The sequence below is a fragment of the Sphingomonas sp. OK281 genome, assembly GCF_900115295.1.
In the GTDB taxonomy this organism is placed as follows: Bacteria; Pseudomonadota; Alphaproteobacteria; order Sphingomonadales; family Sphingomonadaceae; genus Sphingomonas.
On sequence record NZ_FOVZ01000002.1, the window covers coordinates 249,884 to 269,442 of the forward strand.

The 19,559-nt window shown below is 66.8% G+C and carries 19 protein-coding genes and 1 tRNA gene; 12 read left to right on the plus strand and 8 right to left on the minus strand.

Going from position 1 to position 19,559, the window contains the following annotated elements; genetic code table 11:
• Nucleotides 1–100 precede the first annotated feature (100 nt).
• Nucleotides 101–835 (minus strand): uracil-DNA glycosylase, encoded by a 735-nt coding sequence (locus BM244_RS07325; protein WP_093398334.1) that lies wholly within the window; start codon nt 833–835, stop codon nt 101–103.
• A gap of 22 nt (nt 836–857) precedes the next feature.
• Here BM244_RS07325 and folK point away from each other — a divergent pair, with 22 nt between their 5' ends.
• The 3 genes from folK (at nt 858) to BM244_RS07340 (ending at nt 2,141) form a co-directional block, all read left to right on the plus strand.
• Entirely contained in the window at nt 858–1,367 is a 510-nt protein-coding gene (gene folK, locus BM244_RS07330) for a 2-amino-4-hydroxy-6-hydroxymethyldihydropteridine diphosphokinase (RefSeq protein WP_093398335.1), read from the plus strand.
• A 21-nt stretch (nt 1,368–1,388) separates the two neighbouring features.
• Nucleotides 1,389–1,464 (plus strand) — tRNA-Lys (locus tag BM244_RS07335).
• Nucleotides 1,465–1,691: 227 nt separating this feature from the next.
• Nucleotides 1,692–2,141, plus strand: a complete 450-nt coding sequence (locus BM244_RS07340) for a phosphatase PAP2 family protein (protein WP_175518123.1) — start codon at nt 1,692–1,694, stop codon at nt 2,139–2,141.
• On the opposite strand, the gene BM244_RS07345 is transcribed toward BM244_RS07340, so the two are convergent.
• Nucleotides 2,121–2,954 carry an HpcH/HpaI aldolase/citrate lyase family protein gene (locus BM244_RS07345; RefSeq protein WP_093398337.1) on the minus strand — a complete coding sequence of 278 codons (834 nt, stop codon included), beginning with the start codon at nt 2,952–2,954 and terminating at the stop codon, nt 2,121–2,123. The genes BM244_RS07340 and BM244_RS07345 overlap by 21 nt on opposite strands.
• Nucleotides 2,951–3,964 carry a UDP-glucose 4-epimerase GalE gene (gene galE / locus BM244_RS07350; RefSeq protein WP_093398338.1) on the minus strand — a complete coding sequence of 338 codons (1,014 nt, stop codon included), beginning with the start codon at nt 3,962–3,964 and terminating at the stop codon, nt 2,951–2,953. Before galE ends, BM244_RS07345 begins: the two co-directional genes overlap by 4 nt.
• A 59-nt stretch (nt 3,965–4,023) precedes the next feature.
• On the opposite strand from galE, the gene msrA reads away from it, so the two are divergent.
• Entirely contained in the window at nt 4,024–4,566 is a 543-nt protein-coding gene (msrA, locus tag BM244_RS07355) for a peptide-methionine (S)-S-oxide reductase MsrA (protein ID WP_093398339.1), read from the plus strand.
• 126 nt (nt 4,567–4,692) lie between these two features.
• Here msrA and BM244_RS07360 read toward each other — a convergent pair whose 3' ends face one another.
• Nucleotides 4,693–5,712 (minus strand): L-threonylcarbamoyladenylate synthase, encoded by a 1,020-nt coding sequence (locus BM244_RS07360; RefSeq protein WP_093398340.1) that lies wholly within the window; start codon nt 5,710–5,712, stop codon nt 4,693–4,695.
• 46 nt (nt 5,713–5,758) lie between these two features.
• Between BM244_RS07360 and BM244_RS07365 the strand changes: the two genes are divergently transcribed.
• The gene (locus tag BM244_RS07365; RefSeq protein ID WP_093398341.1) at nt 5,759–7,471 is read left to right on the plus strand and encodes an acyl-CoA dehydrogenase family protein; all 1,713 of its coding nucleotides are present in this window, start codon (nt 5,759–5,761) and stop codon (nt 7,469–7,471) included.
• Between the two features lie 698 nt (nt 7,472–8,169).
• Nucleotides 8,170–8,988, plus strand: coding sequence for an arylamine N-acetyltransferase family protein (locus BM244_RS07370; RefSeq protein ID WP_093398342.1), 819 nt, complete (start codon nt 8,170–8,172; stop codon nt 8,986–8,988).
• Between the two features lie 320 nt (nt 8,989–9,308).
• On the opposite strand, the gene BM244_RS07375 is transcribed toward BM244_RS07370, so the two are convergent.
• A complete protein-coding gene (locus tag BM244_RS07375) occupies nt 9,309–9,665 on the minus strand; it encodes a GntR family transcriptional regulator (protein WP_056053547.1) in 357 nt (118 codons plus the stop codon).
• 37 nt (nt 9,666–9,702) lie between these two features.
• Nucleotides 9,703–10,278 carry a nitroreductase family protein gene (locus BM244_RS07380; protein WP_093398343.1) on the minus strand — a complete coding sequence of 192 codons (576 nt, stop codon included), beginning with the start codon at nt 10,276–10,278 and terminating at the stop codon, nt 9,703–9,705.
• A 117-nt stretch (nt 10,279–10,395) separates the two neighbouring features.
• Here BM244_RS07380 and BM244_RS07385 point away from each other — a divergent pair, with 117 nt between their 5' ends.
• Nucleotides 10,396–12,189, plus strand: coding sequence for a peptide MFS transporter (locus tag BM244_RS07385; RefSeq protein ID WP_093398344.1), 1,794 nt, complete (start codon nt 10,396–10,398; stop codon nt 12,187–12,189).
• A gap of 119 nt (nt 12,190–12,308) precedes the next feature.
• Here BM244_RS07385 and BM244_RS07390 read toward each other — a convergent pair whose 3' ends face one another.
• Complete coding sequence (locus tag BM244_RS07390; RefSeq protein ID WP_093398345.1) at nt 12,309–13,301, minus strand: aldo/keto reductase; 993 nt, start codon at nt 13,299–13,301, stop codon at nt 12,309–12,311.
• Nucleotides 13,276–14,550 carry a dicarboxylate/amino acid:cation symporter gene (locus BM244_RS07395; RefSeq protein WP_093398346.1) on the minus strand — a complete coding sequence of 425 codons (1,275 nt, stop codon included), beginning with the start codon at nt 14,548–14,550 and terminating at the stop codon, nt 13,276–13,278. The genes BM244_RS07390 and BM244_RS07395 overlap by 26 nt, the downstream gene beginning before the upstream one ends.
• Before the next feature lie 69 nt (nt 14,551–14,619).
• On the opposite strand from BM244_RS07395, the gene glmM reads away from it, so the two are divergent.
• The 5 genes from glmM (at nt 14,620) to BM244_RS07420 (ending at nt 19,453) form a co-directional block, all read left to right on the plus strand.
• A complete protein-coding gene (gene glmM, locus BM244_RS07400; RefSeq protein ID WP_093398347.1) occupies nt 14,620–15,960 on the plus strand; it encodes a phosphoglucosamine mutase in 1,341 nt (446 codons plus the stop codon).
• Complete coding sequence (locus tag BM244_RS07405; protein ID WP_093398348.1) at nt 15,960–16,175, plus strand: DUF1272 domain-containing protein; 216 nt, start codon at nt 15,960–15,962, stop codon at nt 16,173–16,175. Before glmM ends, BM244_RS07405 begins: the two co-directional genes overlap by 1 nt.
• A 472-nt stretch (nt 16,176–16,647) precedes the next feature.
• Nucleotides 16,648–17,499 carry a bifunctional hydroxymethylpyrimidine kinase/phosphomethylpyrimidine kinase gene (locus tag BM244_RS07410; RefSeq protein ID WP_093399018.1) on the plus strand — a complete coding sequence of 284 codons (852 nt, stop codon included), beginning with the start codon at nt 16,648–16,650 and terminating at the stop codon, nt 17,497–17,499.
• Nucleotides 17,499–18,137, plus strand: coding sequence for a ribonuclease HII (locus BM244_RS07415; protein WP_093398349.1), 639 nt, complete (start codon nt 17,499–17,501; stop codon nt 18,135–18,137). Before BM244_RS07410 ends, BM244_RS07415 begins: the two co-directional genes overlap by 1 nt.
• Nucleotides 18,138–18,313: 176 nt before the next feature.
• Complete coding sequence (locus BM244_RS07420; RefSeq protein WP_093398350.1) at nt 18,314–19,453, plus strand: site-specific DNA-methyltransferase; 1,140 nt, start codon at nt 18,314–18,316, stop codon at nt 19,451–19,453.
• The last annotated feature ends 106 nt before the right edge of the window (nt 19,454–19,559 follow it).

Below are 19,559 nucleotides of genomic sequence, written 5' to 3' on the forward strand. Positions count from 1 at the left end.
TCAGGGGGGGGCGGCCTGCTCGAGCCACAACCGATCCGCGATCCGGACACCGACCCACCCCCAACCCCTCCCTTCCAGGGAGGGGAGCACAGACCGCCGCTCAGACCACCCCGCGCAACTCCAGCGCCCGCTTGAACACCGCGTCGAACATCTCCGCCGTCAGCACCCCCGTATTCACGTTGTACCGCGAGCAATGGAAGCTATCGATCAGCACGCGGCCATCGGGCATCACATGCTCCGCGCCATGCGCAAAGCGCGCCTTCGGCAACCGCCCACCCAGCATCTTCACCGCCGACTGATGCGCGATATGCCCCAGTGCCACGAACACCCGCGCGGTCGGCACCGCATCCGCCTGCGTCTCGAGGAACGGCCGACAGGTGCGGATTTCCTCCGGCGTCGGCTTGTTCTCGGGCGGCAGGCACTTCACCGCGTTGAGGATGATCGCGCCGTCCAGCGCCAGCCCGTCCTCGGCCTTCGCGCCATACGTCCCGGTGGCCAGCCCGAACCGCCCGAGCATCTCGTACAGGAACTGCCCCGCATAATCGCCGGTGAACGCGCGGCCTGTGCGGTTCGCGCCATGCTTCCCCGGCGCGAGGCCGATGATGCCGAGCCACGCCGCCGGATCGCCGAACGCAGGGACGGGCGCGTTCCACCAGGTCGGGAACTCGGTCCGCAACTGCTCGCGCACCCCGACGAGGCGGGGGCAGAGCGGGCAGTCATGCGGCGGCTCGGTCTCGGGCAGCGCGGAGACGGGCGCGAAGACGGTCGTGACGTCGACTTCGCCGGTCTCTTCGAGGGTTTCGGGAAGCTCGTTGGTGTAAGGTGTGGAATCCATGGGATTGCGCTAGGCGGACCAAATGTCGCCTGCAACCCCGCACCTGACGATCGCGCAGGCCACAACCACCTACGCGATCGCGCTCGGCTCCAACCGCCGCGGCCGTCACGGGAGCCCCGAACACGAGATCGCCGCCGCTTTGGAAACCCTCGGCACTGTCGTCGCACGGTCGCGGACCGTAGCTAGCGCGCCGCTCGGCCCCTCGAACCGCCGCTACGCCAACGCCGTCGCGCTGATCGAAACGCAGGAGGACCCCGCCGCGCTGCTCGTCCGCCTCAAACACATCGAGCGCGCGTTCGGTCGTCGCCCCGGACGCCGCTGGGGCAGCCGCGTGCTCGATCTCGACATCATCCTCTGGTCCGGCGGCGCCTGGTCGTCACGCGGGCTCACCGTTCCGCACGCCGCGTTTCGCACCCGCAGCTTCGTCCTCGGCCCCCTCGCAGGGTTAATCCCGCAATGGCGCGATCCGCTGACCGGACGAACGATCCGGCAATTGGCGCAATCGGTTGACCGAAAGCGGCCACGCGATTAGGTGCGCGGTCCACGATGGCGGGGGTCCGTAGCTCAGTTGGTAGAGCAAGCGACTTTTAATCGAGAGGTCCCGGGTTCGAGCCCCGGCGGACCCACCATCGATGCCTCGGGCGTTGCGCCGAGCAGGCGGCGGCATGTCCCGGCGATTCTCGCGGGCGCATCGGTCGCGGCCGTCGGCATCATCTTCATCCTGCTGGTCGGTCTCGCGGTAGATCATTGGCCGTTCGCGTTCGATCGCGCGATCATCCTCGGCCTGCGCGCCTGGCACGGGCCGTCCTGGCTGCCGAACGTCGCGATCGACGTCACCGCGCTCGGCGGCGGCGTCGTGCTCACGATCGTCGTCGTGGCGGTTGCCGGGCTGCTGATCGTCCAGCGGCTATGGCTGACCGCGCTGGCGACGCTGGCCGCGAGCATCACCGGCGGGCTGATCGTCGATTTCGTCAAGGCGCAGGTCAACCGCCCGCGCCCCGACATCGTCGAGCACCTCGTCACCGTCACCAACATGAGCTTCCCGAGCGGGCATTCGGCGAACAGCGCGATCATCTATCTGACGCTCGCCGGCCTCGCCTCGCAGGTGACGGAGAACCGCGCGACCCGGCGCTATCTGCTGGTGGTCGCGATCCTGCTGGTCGGCGCGATCGGCTCCAGCCGCGTGTATCTCGGCGTCCACTGGCCCAGCGACGTGCTGGCCGGGTGGAGCTTCGGCACGCTCTGGGCGCTCGCCTGGTGGCTGGCGACCGCCCGCGTACGCGAATCAATCGGCGGCGAGCGCTAGCAGCGCCTTCGCCGCCTTCAGATGCGGCGCATCGACCATCCTGCCGTCCAACTGCAGCGCACCCGCACCCGGATTGGCGGCGAACAGGTCGACGATCGCCTGTGCCTTGGCGCGCTCTTCGGGAGACGGTGTGAAGGCCGCGTTGATCACTGCAACCTGGCTCGGGTGGATCGCCATCATCCCCGTAAAGCCGTCGCGCCGCCCCCGCGCAGCATAGGCGGCCAGCCCGTCCAGATCCCTGAAATCGGGATAAACCGTCTCGATCGCCGCTACGCCCGCGGCATGCGCGCCGAACAGAGTCAGCGACCGAGCGAGCTGGTACGGCGCAGTGTACGATCCATCCACCTCGCGCGACGTCGCCGCGCCGATCGCGACGGGCAGGTCCTCCGCGCCCCAGGTCAGCCCGGCGAGCCGCTGCGTCACGCCACCATAGCTGCCGAGCACGAACATAGCCGCGGGTGTCTCGGTCGCAATCGGCAGGATTACGATGTCGCCGCTCAGCCTGGCATCGAGCGCGGCCAGCGATGCGCCGCCCTCTGCCTTGGGCAGCATGATGCCATCGGGCTTGCCCGGTAGCACCGCCGCGAGATCGTCGTCCGCCATCCCTGAGTCGAGCGGGTTGATCCGCACGAACAGCGGCACCGTCCGAGGCTCGGCAAGAAACGCGGCGACATGCGCGCGAGCCGCGTCCTTCGCGCCCGGCGCGACCGAATCCTCCAGGTCGAGGATCAGCGCATCCGCCCCCAGCCCGAGCGCCTTGACCATCCGCTCGGGTCGGTCGCCCGGCACGAACAGCAGCGAGCGGAGTCTCACCGCCCCTTCTCGGCGAGCGCGCGTTCCCACGCCAGCGCATCGCGGACGATCCCGTCGAGATCGGCATGCCGCGGCGTCCAGTCGAGCGTCTCGAGGATCGCGCGATTGTCCGAGATCAGCATCGCCGGATCGCCTGCACGACGTCCTTCCAGGCGACGCTCGATCGTCCGGTTGGTAACCTTGTCGACCGCATCGAGCACCTCGAGCACCGAGAAGCCCTTGCCATAGCCCGCGTTGAGCGTGTGACTCTTGGCGGGTTCGGCAACCAGCACTTCGAGCGCCGCAACATGCGCGGCGGCAAGGTCGGTGACGTGGATGTAATCGCGCACGCCGGTGCCATCGGGCGTATCGAAGTCGGTGCCGTAGACGCCTACCGCGTCGCGCTTGCCGGTCGCGGCCTCGACCGCGATCTTGATCAGGTGGGTCGCGCCGACCGTCGACTGGCCGCTACGCCCCTGCGGATCGGCGCCGGCGACGTTGAAGTAGCGCAGCGCGGCATAGTTCATCGGGTGCGCCGCGGCGACGTCGCGCAGCATCGCCTCGGTCATCAGCTTCGACATGCCGTAGGGGTTGATCGGCACGGTCGGATCGCCTTCCGCGACGGGCACCTTCTCGGGCGTGCCATAGGTCGCGGCGGTGGAGGAGAAGATGAAGTGCGGGACGCCCTCGACGACCGCGCTCTCGATCAGCGCACGGCTGGCGGCAGTGTTGTTGCGGTAATATTTGAGTGGATCGCTGAGCGACTCGGGGACCACGACCGAGCCCGCGAAATGCATGATCGCCTGCACATTATGCTCGCGGATCGCCGCGCGGACCTTCGCATCGTCCGCGACGTTCGCCTCGACCAGCGCGGCGCGGGCGGCGACCGCCCAGTCGAACCCGGTGACCAGATTGTCGAGCACGACGACCGCATATCCCGCGTCGAGCAGCGCCAGCACGGCGTGGCTGCCGATATACCCGGCGCCCCCGGTGACCATAACCTTGCCGTCGAACTTAGGGCCGTCGATCATGTGTAGCTCCTCTTTGTTGAGCGGTAGCGACTTCCTACATTAGGAGAAAGGAGATCGTTATGACGGATTATGTGACGCTGGCCGGCGGCTGCTTCTGGTGCACCGAGGCTGTGTTCAAGGATGTGATCGGCGTCGAGAGCGCCGAGAGCGGCTATATCGGCGGGCACGTGCCCAACCCGACCTACAAGCAGGTTTGCGGCGGCGACACCGGCCATGCCGAGGCGATCCGCATCGGCTTCGACCCGGAGCAGCTGAAGCTCGGCGACCTGCTCGATATCTTCTTCGCGACGCACGATGCGACGACGCTGAACCGTCAGGGCAATGATGTGGGGCCTCAGTACCGTTCGGCGATGTTCCCCGCGGACGACGGGCAGAAGGCCGAGATGGAAGCGGCGTTGGCTCGCGCGCAGGCCGACTCGCCGAAGCCGATCGTCACCACCATCGAGCCGATGGACACGTGGTACGAGGCCGAGGGCTATCACCAGGATTACTGGGAAACCTCGGGCCGCTCGAACCCGTATTGCATGGCGGTGATCCCGCCGAAGCTGCAGAAGCTGCGCAAGAGCTTCGCGGGGCGGTCGAAGGCGGCGGTGAACGCGTAAGACAGAATGGGTTCACGCGAAGGCGCGAAGGCGCAAAGATGATGAAAGCTGATATGCCCGTTCCGGCCTATCGAAAGATTCAAAATCTCTTCGCGCCTTTGCGCCTTCGCGTGAACCACTCTTATTCTAACGATGCGCAGCACGGCGAAGACGGTCGTTGATCGCTTCGCCGATGCCGTCGAATGGGATCGGCGCGATGGCGATCTTTGAACGATCGTTTGCGTCCGCTGCATGCAGCAGGTCGAACAGTTTCGCGGCTGCCTCGAGCAAGTTGCCAGATGCTGAAAGCGACACGTCGCCAGCCATATCACCAAACCCGATTAGCCACTCGTCTGAACCTGCCTCGGTCGCATTCAACCGGAGCGGCTTGCTCGGCGCATAATGGCTCTCTAGCTGCCCGGGTGCCGTCACCCCACTCCCAATCCCCCCCGGCGAAGGCCGGGGCCCAATTGGGGGACGGTCATGACGCAGGTCGTGCCCGGTTACATCCGACGTTCCAATTGGGCCCCGGCCTCCGCCGGGGGGGTGCTCTAAGTACTGCCGGATAGCCTCCGCCGTAACCGGCCCCGGCCGAAGCACCGTCCGCCCCGCCACGATGGTCGACTCCAACCCCGCCTCGGTAGCCCCATCGTCGAGGATCAACGGCACGTTCCCCCCCAGACTCCCCGCAACATGCGCAGCGCTGGTCGGACTGATCCCCCCACTCGCATTGGCCGACGGCGCCGCCAAAGGCCGCCTCGACGCCGCGATCAACCCCTGCATGGCCCGATGCCGCGGCACCCGCACGGCGATCGTAGCCAACCCCGCCGTCACCAACGAAGCGATCCCCGAATCCCCCCTTACCGGCAGCACCAACGTCAGCGGCCCCGGCCAGAACGCCGCCGCCAGCGCCAACGCATCCGCATCGAACACCGCGATCAACTCCGCCGCCGCCAGATCCGCCACATGCACGATCAGCGGATTGAAACTCGGCCGCCCCTTGGCCGCATAAATCCGCGCCACCGCCTCCGCATTCGTAGCGTCCGCCGCCAGCCCATACACCGTCTCGGTCGGCACCGCGACGATCCCCCCGTCCCGAATCAGCGCGGCGGCTTCGGCGATCGCGGCCGTGCCGTAGGGTAAAATCCGAGGGTGTGGACGGGTCATTCCACAGGCGTATAGCGGGTCCAAACCGTAGCGATAAGAGGATGCGATGGCCTTCACTCCAGCAACCACCGAACAGCGTTTCGTGCTCGACCATGTCGTCCGGATCGGCGAGATCGCCCAGACCGAACGCTATGCCGCCGCCAGCGACGACGTCGTCGACGCGGTCCTCGAAGGCGTCGGCCAGTTGGCGGCCGGCGAATGGGCCCCGCTCAACCGCACCGGCGACACCGTCGGCGCAAAATGGACCCCCGACGGCGTCGTCATGCCCGACGGCTTCGCGCAGGCGTACAAGGATTACGTCGAGGGCGGCTGGGGCGGAATCGGCGTCGAGGAGGAATGGGGCGGGCAGGGCCTGCCGTTCGCGATCCAGACCGCGGTGCTCGACACGCTCGGCTCGGCCAACATGGGCTTCGCGCTCTGCCCGACGCTGACCGTCGGCGCGATCGAGGCGCTCCAGCATCACGGGTCCCCTGAGCAGCAGGCGCTCTACCTCCCCCATCTCGCGACCGGCGAATGGACCGGCACGATGAACCTCACCGAGCCGCAGGCCGGCTCCGACGTCGGCGCTCTCCGCGCGACCGCCACGCCGCTCGGCGACGGCAAGTGGTCGATCAAGGGCACCAAGATCTACATCTCGTTCGGCGATCACGACATGGCGCCGAACATCGTCCATCTCGTCCTCGCACGCACCCCCGGCGCTCCCGCGGGCACGAAGGGCATCTCGCTGTTCCTCGTCCCCAAATTCCGCCTTCAGGACGACGGCACGCCGGGCGACTTCAACGACGTCCGCGTCGTCTCGATCGAGCACAAGATGGGCCTCCACGCGTCGCCCACCTGCGTGCTGAGCTTCGGCGACAACGACGACTGCATCGGCGAGCTGATCGGCGCGGAGTTGGGCGGCATCCGCGCGATGTTCACGATGATGAACAATGCGCGGTTGAACGTTGGCCTCCAGGGCGTCCAGGTCGCCGAGGGGGCGACGCAGGGCGCCGTCGCCTACGCGCTTGACCGCGTGCAGTCCGCTCGCGCCGGCTCGCCGAGCAAGGACTCGGTCAAGATCGTCGAGCATCCCGACGTCCGCCGCATGCTCATGCGGATGAAGGCGCAGACCCAGGCGGCGCGCGCGCTTGTCTACTACGCGGCAGGGCAGGTCGACCGCGCCAACCTCGGCGACCGCGCCGCGCGCAACCGGCTCGAACTCGTCACGCCGCTCGCCAAGGCGCACGGCACCGATCTCGGCAACGAGGTCGCGTCGCTCGGCATCCAGGTCCACGGTGGCATGGGCTATGTCGAGGAAACCGGCGCCGCGCAGTATTTCCGCGATGCCCGCATCACGCCGATCTACGAGGGCACCAACGGCATCCAGGCGGCGGACCTGGTCGGGCGCAAGCTGGGGTTGGATAACGGCGGCGCGTTCGCCGCGCTGATCGCCGACATCCGCGCGGAAGCGAAGGACGAGCGCCTGCTCGCCCTGGTCGACGCCTGCGAAGCGATCGGACGCAAGCTCGCCACCGCGGACGCCGACGACAAGCTGGCGGCGAGCTATCCCTTCCTCACCATGTTGTCGGTCGCGACTTGCGGCTGGCTGATGGAGCGGCAGGGCGGCGTTGCCGGCACCGACGACTTCGGCCGGATGAAGACCGCAGCGGTGCGCTTCTACCTCGACCAGATCGTCCCCGAGGCAATGGGCCTCAACGCAGCGGCGAATGCGAGTTCGGCGGTGCTGTACTCGATCGAAGCGGACCTGTTCGCGGCATAAGCGAGGCCTGAAGAGCGTTCGTCGTCCGAGCGAAGGCTGACTGACGCTCTTACCGTCCGCACACGCGCACTTTCCCGGCGTCGGCATCCACCCCGGCGGAGGCCGGGGCCCAATTGGGGGACGGTCGTGATCTGCGCGGTGCCCAGTTACATCCGACGTTCCAATTGGGCCCCGGCCTCCGCCGGGGTGGTAGCTAGTGGGAAGGCGGTACAGGCTGTCGCGGAGTGGCACCCGGGCGGCCCCTAGCGATCCTCCCCCGCAAGGGGGAGGTGGCACCGAAGGTGACGGAGGGGGAGGACGCGCGACGACGGTAAACCCTTACCGCCCCCTCCGTCTGGCAAGCGCCAGCCACCTCCCCCTTGCGGGGGAGGATCGATGTCCAGCGCCTCTCGGTCGCGACAGCGTCAAACCACGCCGTCATGCCGGGCTCGTTCCGGCATCCACCGTTCCGCAGATCCGAGAGCATTGAGAACGCAGAACGGTGGACCCCGGAACAAGCCCGGGGTGACGGAGCAAGCAGGGATGGCGCCCCTTTTCCCGTTCGCCCTGAGCGTAGTCGAAGGGCATGCCCAACTCGCAGGCGCTTCGACTTCGCTCAGGGCGAACGGGGGAGGGGGTGCTCCCTCTAGCGGCCCAGCACTCGACGTCCCTGCGCAACGAAAGGTAAGGGAGGGCAGAAATCTCTGAAAGCCCGACCGATGTTCGACCTCGACGCCTATCTCCACCGCATCGCCATGCCCGCGCGGCCCACGCTCGACTCGATCGGCCTCGGCCGCCTGCAACACGCGCACCGCCTCGCCATCCCGTTCGAGGATCTCGACGTCGTCCTGGGCCGCGGCATCGCGATCGACAGCACATCGGTCTTCGTCAAGCTCGTCACCGCCCGCCGCGGCGGCTATTGCTTCGAACATAACCGCCTCTTCCTCGACGCTCTCGCGGAACTCGGCTTCACCGCCCGCCCGCTGCTCGCCCGCGTCTGGTACGCGACGACCGACGTGCCGCCACCGCAGACCCACACCTTCGCGCTGGTCACGATCGACAGCCAGGACTGGATCGCCGACACCGGCTTCGGCGGCAGCTACACGCCCGTCCTCCCGCTCGCCGATGGCGCCGAGGCGACCGCCCCCGACGGCGCACGCTTCCGCCTCGAGGCGACCGAGCAAGGCTGGATGCTGCTCCGTAACGGCGATCCGATGACGACGGACGGCCGCGGATCGGGCGAGGGGTTCCAGCCGCAATACAGCTTCACGCTGGCGCAAGTGTTCGACGCCGATCTCGCGCTGTCGAACCACTGGACCTCGACCGCGCCGTCGAGCCGCTTCACGCATACGCCCATCGCCAGCATCGTCCTCCCGAACGGCTTCGCCTCGCTGATCGGGCGGAACTATCGCCGGCGCTCGGGGACGGATACGACGGTCGGCGAGATCACCGACCCGCGCGTGTACCGCATCCGCATGAGCCTGTTGTTCGGAATAGACCTGAGCGTCGAGGACGTCGCGGCGCTGGGATTGTTCTGAAGCGCGGGCGTTGGTTCTGAACCGCGGACTTCGGTTTCAGGCCCCAAGTCTGAAGCCCGTTTCTCACACCCCCACACCCCCACACCCCCATGCCCGTTCGTGCTGAGTAGCGACCGAGTAGCTCCGTCAGGAGCGTATCGAGTGCGCGTATCGAAGCATGGGTTCCACGCGCCAACCTGTCCTTCGATACGTCCTCTCGATACGCGGCTTCGCCACTACTCAATGACTACTCAGGACGAACGGGGGAGGGGGAGTACGAACGAGAGAGGGTGAGGACAAACGCAAGGGGCAGAGGGGCGAAGGAAATTGCTCGCAGCGACTTAAGCCCGCTCGCGCTCCAGCAGATCATGCGCATCCAACCCCAGCAGATCGATATGCCCCAGAATCCGCGGCCACTGCGTCGTCACGAAATTCTCGCGCTCGGCCACCCGCAGCGCTTCCGCGGCCCCCGGCATCACGAACATCCCGACGCCGCGCCGCACCTCGACATAGCCGTCGTCCTGAAAGCTCTGATACGCCTTGGCGACGGTCAGCGGATTTGCGCCCTGCTCGGCCGCGAACGCGCGTACCGACGGCAATTGGTCGCCCGCACGGTAGTCGCCACGAAGAATCCCGGCGGCGATCGTGCTGCGGAGGCGGATATATACGGGGCTGTCGTCGCTGCTGAGCGCTGTCATGCTGTTCTAATACAGCAATTAGCTCCAAAGTCGAGCCTCACGAGCCCCAATGCGATACCAGCCGTGCCATATCCGGGCGAGGCCGTTCGTCGAGCGCGCGCGACGGCGTGCCGATGAACATGAACCCCGCGATCCGCTCGGCCGCCGTCCCGAACGCGTCGCGCACCAAGTCCGAATAGGCCGGCCATCCCGTCAGCCAGCCGCCCGCAAATCCCTCCGCATGCACCGCGTGAAGCAGGTTCATGCACGCAGCCCCCGCCGAAAGCTCCTGCTCCCACACCGGAATCTTGCTCTCCTTCGGCGACGACAGCACGACCACTAGCGTCGGCGCCTGATGCGCGAACTGGTCAAGCGACTCGAGTTCGGTTCGCGACGCCGAAGGCCGTTCCGCCAGATACGCGTCCGTGATCAGCGTCGACAGCGCCGCGCGGTGTTCGTCACCCACGACGACGAACCGCCACGGCGCGAGCTTGCCGTGGTCGGGCGTCCGAGCCGCGATCTCGAGGATCGTCGCCAGCTGGTAGGAATCGGGGCCGGGCGCGATCAAATCGCGCGGCTTTCCCGAGCGGCGGGTGGCGAGCAGCGAGAGCGGCGTGGAGCGGTCGTTGAGCATGCCCCGGCAGATAAGCCATGATGTGTGATATTTACAGGCCGAGCTTTGCCGTTAGGTTGCGCGCCATAACGGCCCCGCGTTCGACGGCGGCCAAGACGAGTATCAGGGAGCGTAAGAATGGTGGACACCCCGACCGCGGATACGCTGCGAGAGCCGGACATCACCCATATCAACCCGGCGTCCGGCGAAACCTGGTTCGGGCATCCCCGCCAGCTCGCGCGGCTGTTCACCACCGAAGCGTGGGAGCGGTTCGGCTATTACGGCATGCGCGCGCTGCTCACGCTGTACCTTACCAAGCATTTCGTGTTCGGCGACCGCGAGGCTACCGGGCTCTACGGCGGCTACACCGCGCTGGTGTATCTGACGCCGCTGGTCGGCGGCTATCTCGCGGACCAATATCTCGGCTCGAAGCGCGCGGTGAAGTTCGGCGCGATCATCATGGCGCTCGGCTATCTGCTGCTCTGCTTCGGCGGCGAGACCGCCAAGCCGTACGCGACGATCGCCAACCAGCGCTATGCGATCGAAGTCGTTGACCAGGCCGATAGCGAAGTCCGCTATCTCGTCGACGGCGCGAACAAGCTGAAGATCAAGGGTAACGACGACGGCACCGTCTCGCTGCTCGCCCCCGACGGCTCGACCGCACGCACGGTGGAGAAGGGCGGCTTCGAATCGGGCGCCGAACGCAGCAGCTTCTACGTCACGATCATGCTGCTCGCGCTCTGCATGATCTCGGTAGGCAACGGCTTCTTCAAGCCCAACATCTCGACGATGGTCGGCGAGCTCTACGCACAGGGCGATAAGCGCCGCGATGCCGGTTTCACGATCTTCTACATGGGGATCAACCTCGGCTCGCTGTTCTCGCAGCTGCTCTGTCCGTTCCTCGCGGTCGCGGTCGGCTGGTGGGCGGGCTTCGGCCTCGCCGCGATCGGCATGCTCGCCTCGTGGACGCTGATCCAGTTCGACGGCGGCAAGCTCGACGGCTATGGCGAGCCCCCGGTCCGCACCGGTCCCGATCGCGCGCTCGGCATCTATGCTGCAGCGTTGCTCGGCATCCCGATTTTCTACCTGCTGTTCGTCAATTTGATGAACGCCGAGCCACCGGTGCCGGGGTCGGGGATCGTCGGCTATATCGTCTCGCTGTCGCTGATGGGCAAATTGCTGTTCGGCACGTTCCTGATCGCGGTGCCGGGCATCCTGATCTGGTCGTTCGTCAACGGCGAGCGTCGCGAGTTCCAGATGATGCTCGCCGCCATGGTGCTGATCGTGTTCAACGTCGTGTTCTGGACGCTGTTCGAGCAGGCCGGCTCCTCGCTGACCCTGTTCGCGGATCGCAACACCGACCTCAGCGTGTTCGGGCTGTTCAGCATCTCGGCCGGCCAGACGCAGTTCTTCAACGCGTTCTTCATCGTCGCCTTGGCGCCGGTGATGTCGATCCTGTGGACCAAGCTCGCCGCCAAGGGCCTGGAGCCGTCGATTCCCGTCAAGTTCGGCATCGCGCTGATCGGCGTCGGCGTCGGCTTCTTGTTCCTCGTCTGGGGCGCAAGCATGGTCGGGCCTTCGTTCAAGGTCGCGATCTGGTGGCTCGCCGGGCTGTATTTCATCCACTCGTTCGCCGAGCTCTGCATCTCGCCGGTCGGCCTCAGCATGATCACCAAGCTGTCGATCGCACGCGTCGTCGGGCTGATGATGGGCGTGTGGTTCCTGTCGATCTCGGTCGCGCAATATGTCGCCGGCGTCGTCGCACAGGTCGCGAGCGTCGAGACGGTCGGCGGGCAGGTGACCAATCTGAAGGTGAGTCTGGATACCTATGCCGGCGTGTTCTGGACCATCGGGCTCGTGTCCGCCGGGATCGGCGTCGTGCTGCTGCTGATCTCGCCGCTGATCAAGAAGTGGATGCACGGCGTTCAGTAACGCCAAATTCCCCTCCCGCTTGCGGGAGGGGTTAGGGGAGGGCGCGACGTACGTACTGGCGTCCGGCCCGCGAGGCACGCCCCTCCCCCGACCCCTCCCGCAAGCGGGAGGGGAGGCCGTCAGATCCGCGTCATCGACATCGCCTTCTCGCCATACCGCGGCCCAGCCGTCCCGCCTCGAGGCGCCGCTGCATCCAGCTTCGCCAGATCGTCCGCGGTCAGCGCAACATCCGCCGCCTTCATGCTATCCTCCAGCGTAACCCGACGCTTCGACCCCGGGATCGGCACGATGTCATCCCCCTGCGCCAGCAACCACGCGAGCGCGACCTGCGCCGGCGAAGCCCCATGCGCATCGGCAATCGACTTCACCACCGCGACCATCGCCATGTTCGTGGCAAAGTTCTCTTCCGAATAACGCGGGTCATTCCGCCGATAATCGCCCTCGGGAAGATCGGACCGCGCGGTAATCTGCCCCGTCAGGAACCCGCGCCCCAGCGGCGAATACGGCACGAACCCAATCCCCAGCTCGCGGCACAACGGCAGGATCGCGTCCTCGACATCGCGCTCCCAAAGTGAATACTCACTCTGCAACGCCGCGATCGGATGCGTCGCCGCAGCTCGCCGGATCGTGTCGAGCCCAGCCTCCGACAGCCCGAGATGCCGCACCTTGCCCTCGCGCACGAGGTCGCCCATCGCCCCGACCGTATCCTCGATCGGCACCCCCGGATCGACGCGGTGCTGGTACAGCAAATCGATCGTCTCGACGCCCAGCCGCTTCAGCGATCCCTCGCAAGCCCGCCGCACATTGGCCGGCGTAGAATCGACCCCCGTCATCCCGTTCTCGTCATAGCGAAACCCGAACTTCGTCGCGATCACGACGCCATCGCGTTTGCCCCGGATCGCCTTGCCGAGCAGTTCCTCGTTGACCAGCGGACCATAGATCTCGGCGGTATCGAACAGCGTCACGCCAAGCTCGATCGCGCGGTGGATCGTGGCGATGCTCTCGTCGGCGTTCGCCTCACCGTACATGCCCTTGCCGATGCCGGCCATCGGCATGCAGCCGAGACCCAGCGCGGAAACCTCGAAATCAGGGCCGAGCGTGCGATACTTCATGCGGAATCTCCTGAGCGCCGTTCCCGTGATCGGACCGCGCTGCGACGGAGATGGTAACGGCGGTGTCCATCGTCACGTTGCCGACGGTCCTAAACAGGTCGGGTATGGTCTCGACCGCGATGAGCAGACCCAGCACCTCGAGCGGGATGCCCATCGCCAGCGCCACCGGCGCGACCGACGCGACGAAGCTGATCGTGCCCGGTAGCGAGATCGATCCCATCGTCGTGATCGCCGCGGTCGCCACGCCCGCCGCCATCTGCCCCGGCCCGATCGGCAGCCCCAGCCAGTGCGCGACGTACAGCGCGACGGCCAGGTTCATCGCCGGGCTGGTCGCGCGGAACACCGCGACCGACAGCGGCAGGACGATCCCGGCGGTGGCGGGCGACGCACCGAGGTCGGTCGAGGCCTTCAACATCGCCGGCAGCGAGGCGAGCGACGACTGCGTGCTGATCGCCACCGCCTGCGCCGGCGCGACCGCACGCGCGAACCGGCCGAAACCGACCCGGCCGCCGATCATCCCAATCGGATAGGCGGACAGCAGGACGATGAACCCGATCGCCGAGACGCAGACGATATAGTGCAGGAGCGCGCCGAACGCCGCCGTACCCGTGCGCGCACCGACCCCGTAGGCGAGCGCGAAGATGCCGATCGGCGCCAGCTTCAGCACCCATTTGATGATGATCAACAGCGCGTCGACGACCGCCTGGAAGAAGCCGGTCAGCACGCGGCGACGATCGTCGGGCAGCTTCGTCACGGCAAACGCGAACGTCAGCGCGAAGACGGTGAGTGGCAGGAACGAATCGCTGGAGGCTGCGGCGACGATATTGGTCGGCACGATCGTGTCGAAGAACGCGCCGATCCCCGGCACCGGCCCGACCGGCGCGGCGCCGGTCAATGCGGCGCGCAGTGCAGTGGCGAGTCCGGCAGGCAGCGGGAACGCGTCGAGAATCAGCGGCGTGACCAGCGCGGACATGATCGTCGTGCTCCACAGGATGACGACGATCATCACCATTGCGCGTACGGTGATCCGCCCGGCGCGCGCGGCCTCGGTGGTCGCGCCGATCCCGGTCACGAGCAGCCCGACGACCAGCGGCACGATCACCATCTGCAACCCGTGCAGCCATGCAGAGCCAATCGGCTGCGTCACCGCCGTCGCCGCGATCGCGTTCGCCGGCGACCACGCCGCCGCGGCGATGCCGATCGCGATGCCGCCGATCAGGGCGGCTAGGATCCGTGTAGTCTGCGACATGCTCGCCCTTCGTGATGTACCGCGCTATCAAACGGATCGGACACCGATACGGGACGGAAAGCACGCGCGATGGCAAGAAAATATTTCGGCACCGACGGCATTCGTGGCGCCACCAACGTCTCGCCGATGACCGCGGCGATGGCGATGAAGGTTGGCATGGCGGCTGGCGCGTATTTCCAGCGCGGCAATCACCGCCACCGTGTCGTGATCGGCAAGGATACGCGCCTGTCTGGCTACATGCTAGAATCCGCGCTGGTCGCAGGCTTCACCAGCGTCGGCATGGACGTCGTGATGGTCGGTCCGATGCCGACGCCCGCGGTCGCGATGCTCACCCAGTCGATGCGCGCGGATATCGGCGTGATGATCTCCGCCAGCCATAACCCCTACGCCGACAATGGCATCAAGCTGTTCGGACCCGACGGCTACAAGCTGTCCGACGAAGCCGAAGCCGCCATCGAAACACTTATTGATGGCGACGTGCCGCTCGTACCCTCGGACCAGATCGGCCGCGCGCGCCGGATCGACGATGCGCAGGGCCGCTACATCCATTTCGCCAAGTCCACCTTTCCCGAGAACCTTCGCCTCGACGGCATGCGGATCGTCATCGATTGCGCGAACGGCGCCGCGTACAAGGTCGCGCCCTCGGCGTTGTGGGAACTCGGCGCGGACGTCGTCGCGATCGGCGTCACACCCAACGGCACCAACATCAACGACGGCGTCGGCTCGACCGCGCCGCAGACGCTCGCCGAGACGGTGGTCGCGAGCGGCGCGGACATCGGCATCGCGCTCGACGGCGACGCGGACCGCCTGATCGTGGTCGACGAGACCGGCACGATCGTCGATGGCGACCAGCTGATGGCGACGATCGCGGCAAGCTGGGCACGCCAGGGGCGGCTCGCCGGCGGTGGTCTGGTGGCGACGGTGATGTCGAACCTCGGCCTCGAACGCCATCTTGCGGCACAAGGCCTCGGGCTGGTCCGCACGCAGGTCGGCGATCGCCACGTGCTCGAGAAGATGCGCTCCAGCGGCTATAATGTCGGTGGCGAACAGTCGGGCCACATCATCCTGTCGGACTATGCGACGACCGGCGACGGCCTGGTCGCCGCGCTCCAGATCCTCGCGGAGGTAAAGCGCTCGGGCGCCCCCGCAGGCGAAGTGCTCCACCGGTTCGAACCCCTGCCGCAGTTGCTCAAGAACGTCCGGTTCGCTGGCGGCAAGCCGCTCGACGACGAGTCGGTGAAGGCAGTGATCGCGCAGGCCGATGCCGAACTCGCCGGCAAGGGGCGCCTCGTGATCCGCCCGTCCGGCACCGAACCCGTGATCCGCGTCATGGCCGAAGGCGACGACCCCGGCCAGGTCGAGCGCGTCGTCGACCGCATCTGCGACGCGGTACGGAAGGCCGCCGCCTGATGCTCGAAATGCGCCCCGCCTGCGAACGCTGCGCCACCGACCTTCCCGCCGATGCACCGGGCGCGTTCATCTGCTCGTTCGAATGCACCTTCTGCGCGGAATGCGCCGACGCGCTCGACGAGCGGTGTCCGAATTGCGGCGGCGAATTGCTCGACCGCCCGACGAGGCTCGGCGAGGCGCCACCGCAAAAGCCGGCGGGTGGGCGGCGGCACTAGCGCGGTTAGAGTAGGCGCCACTCTAACTCTTCCGCGACGATCCTTCCGCTCAGGTACGACGTGTTTCCCCGCGAAGGCGGGGATCCAGACTGGGCTCCCGCCTTCGCGGTAGAACAAGGAAGGGCGTAGTGCCGCCCGAATGCGGGCTCGTACGTGTTCGAACGGATGTTGGATCCAGTCCCTTCTACCACCCCCGGCGAAGGCCGGGGCCCAGTTGGAAAGGTCCAGGTAACGGATCGCAACCCTCAGTTAGCAATGTCCCCCCACTGGGCCCCGGCCTCCGCCGGGGTGGTGCGGTTGGCGCGCGATGCCGGGCACATGCAAGCGCCACTGTCCTACAGACCTGCGATTATGGCATAACGATTTCTATGACCGCCAACCGCGCCAAACCCCGCTCAGCCACCCAAAACGGCTCCCGAACGAAACCGTGCGAGCGTCTACACTTTTTATACTTCACTTTTTTCGCAGCCATCTGATGACCGCCAGAATCCTCATAATAGCCGGTTCGGATTCCGGCGGCGGCGCCGGAATCCAGGCGGATATCAAGACCGTCACCATGCTCGGCGGCCACCCGATGACCGCCGTCACCGCGGTGACCGCGCAGAACACGCTCGGCGTGCAGGCGGTCCACCCGGTCCCGACCGACATCGTCCTCGCGCAGATAGGTTCGGTCGTCTCGGACATCGGCATCGACGCCGTAAAGATCGGCATGATCGGCTCAGCCGAAACCGCCAATGCGGTTGCCGACTACCTGACCTCCTTGTTCTCCCGCGAAGGCGGGAGCCCAGACTGGACTCCCGCCTTCGCGGGAGAACAAGGAAGGGCAGTGCGCCCTTACCAAGTGCGCCTCCCCATCATCTTCGACCCGGTAATGATCGCCACTAGCGGCTCCGTCCTCGCAAACAGCGACACCATTGCCGCCTTCACCCGCCTCATGCGGATCGCCACGCTCGTAACCCCCAACCTTCCCGAACTCGCAGCCCTCGGCGGGGAAGCGGCACTCCGTGCCCTAGGCCCAGCCGTCCTCATAAAGGGCGGCCACGGCGAAGGCCTCCACATCACCGACCGCCTCGTCACCGACGCGGGCGAAACCCTGTGGACCAACCCCCGCATCGAAACCCGCCACGCGCACGGCACCGGCTGCACGCTCGCCAGCGGCATCGCGACCGGCCTCGCCCAGGGCCTGCCGCTCGACGCCGCAATCGAGCGTGCCATCGCGTTCGTCCGCGCCGCGCTTGCCAGCCCCCCGGGGCTCGGCGCAGGGCATGGCCCGATGGGGCACGCACTGGGTGTCAGCCCGTTCGACCAGTTGAGAACCCGATAATGCCCGGCATGAAACACGAAAAGCTTTGCATCGGCCCCGTCGCCGGTGTCGACGAAGCGGGCCGCGGTCCCCTTGCCGGACCAGTCGTGGCCGCCGCCGTCATCCTCCCCGCAAAAGGCGTCCCCCGCGGCATCGACGATTCGAAAAAGCTCTCCGCCTCCGAACGCGAACGACTCTGCGCACGCCTGAAAGGCTGCGCGATCGTCGGCATCGGCATCGTCGAGCCCGAGGAAATCGATACGCTCAACATCTACTGGGCGACGATGAAGGCGATGACGCTCGCGGTCGACGCGCTGGCGATCGAACTCGGCCAAGCCCCCGGCCACGTCCTGGTCGACGGCAACCGCTTGCCCCGCTGGACCTACCCCGCCACGCCGCTCGTCGGCGGCGACGCGAAATCGATGTCGATCGCCGCCGCCTCGATCGTCGCCAAGCACACGCGCGACCTCATCATGATCGCCGCCGCCGACGTCCATCCCGAATATAACTGGCATTCGAACAAGGGTTACGGCTGCGCGCATCACATGAAGGCGCTCCGCGATCACGGCCCGACGCCGATTCACCGCCGCAGTTTCGCCCCCGTCGCCGCCGCCTATCTGGCACGAGAGGGACTTTTCGCACAGGAAACGACGAGCTGAGTCTTTCGCGCCACACCCCAAGGGCTTGAGCCGCGAGTCTCCCACGACTCAACATCTGGACGAAGCCGACTCGTTTGGTCGCACCGGCGGAATCCCGCGAAAACGCCGTTAACGAATGTTTGCTTGACGGAGTCGGACAATTCCGCAGCTATGGGCGCCGACAAGGGGCGGAAAACATGGGTTTGATCGACACGATCGCACGGCCGCGTGCGAAGAAGACAGCGGAGCCGGCGGTCCAGCCGGTGCTCCCGCTCGACCAGATCCTGCGTGGCGACTGCATCGAGCACATGAAGGCGCTCCCGTCGAACTCGATCGACATGATCTTCGCCGACCCGCCCTACAACCTCCAGCTCGGCGGTGAACTCTATCGCCCCGACGGCAGCCACGTCGACGCGGTCACCGACGACTGGGACAAGTTCGACACCTTCGCCGCCTACGACCGCTTCACCCGCGCCTGGCTCAAGGAAGCACGCCGGATCCTCAAGGACGACGGCGCGCTCTGGGTCATCGGCAGCTACCACAACATCTTCCGCGTCGGCGCGGCGGTGCAGGATCTCGGCTACTGGATCCTCAACGACATCGTCTGGCGCAAGACCAACCCGATGCCGAACTTCCGCGGCACCCGCTTCACCAACGCGCACGAGACGCTGATCTGGGCATCGAAGGGCGAGAAGGCGAAATACCACTTCAACTACCGCGCGATGAAGACGCTCAACGACGAGCTCCAGATGCGCAGCGACTGGGAATTCCCGACCTGCGGCGGCGCCGAGCGGCTCAAGAAGAACGGCACGAAGGTGCATCCGACGCAGAAGCCCGAGGCGCTGCTCTACCGCATCCTGCTCGCCTGCACGAAGCCCGGCGACGTGGTACTCGATCCGTTCTTCGGCACCGGCACGACCGGCGCGGTCGCCAAGCGCCTCGGTCGCAGCTGGATCGGCATCGACCGCGAAGGCGATTATATCGAGGCCGCGCAGGAGCGGATCGAGGCCGCACTGCCGCTCGACGAATCCGCGCTCGCCACGATGATGAGCCCCCGCACGCAGCCCAAGGTCGCGTTCGGCGTGCTGGTCGAGAACGCGTACCTCGCCCCCGGCGCGGTGCTGACCGACTCGAAGCGGCGGTGGCGTGCGACCATCCGCGCGGATGGCTCGCTGCTCAGCGACTGCGGCACGATCGGCTCGATCCACAAGCTCGGCTCGACGCTCCAGAACGCCCCCGCCTGCAACGGCTGGAGCTTCTGGCACTACGAAAGCGACAAGGGCCTGAAGCCGATCGACGACCTCCGCCAGACGTATCTGCTCGCAACCACGGTCTGACCTTCTTGCCCCCCTCCCTGAAAGGGAGGGGCTGGGGGTGGGTTGGCTGCTTGGCGGGCAATACGTAAACCAACCAGCCGCCCCCTCTATTCCACGGAGGAAAGCA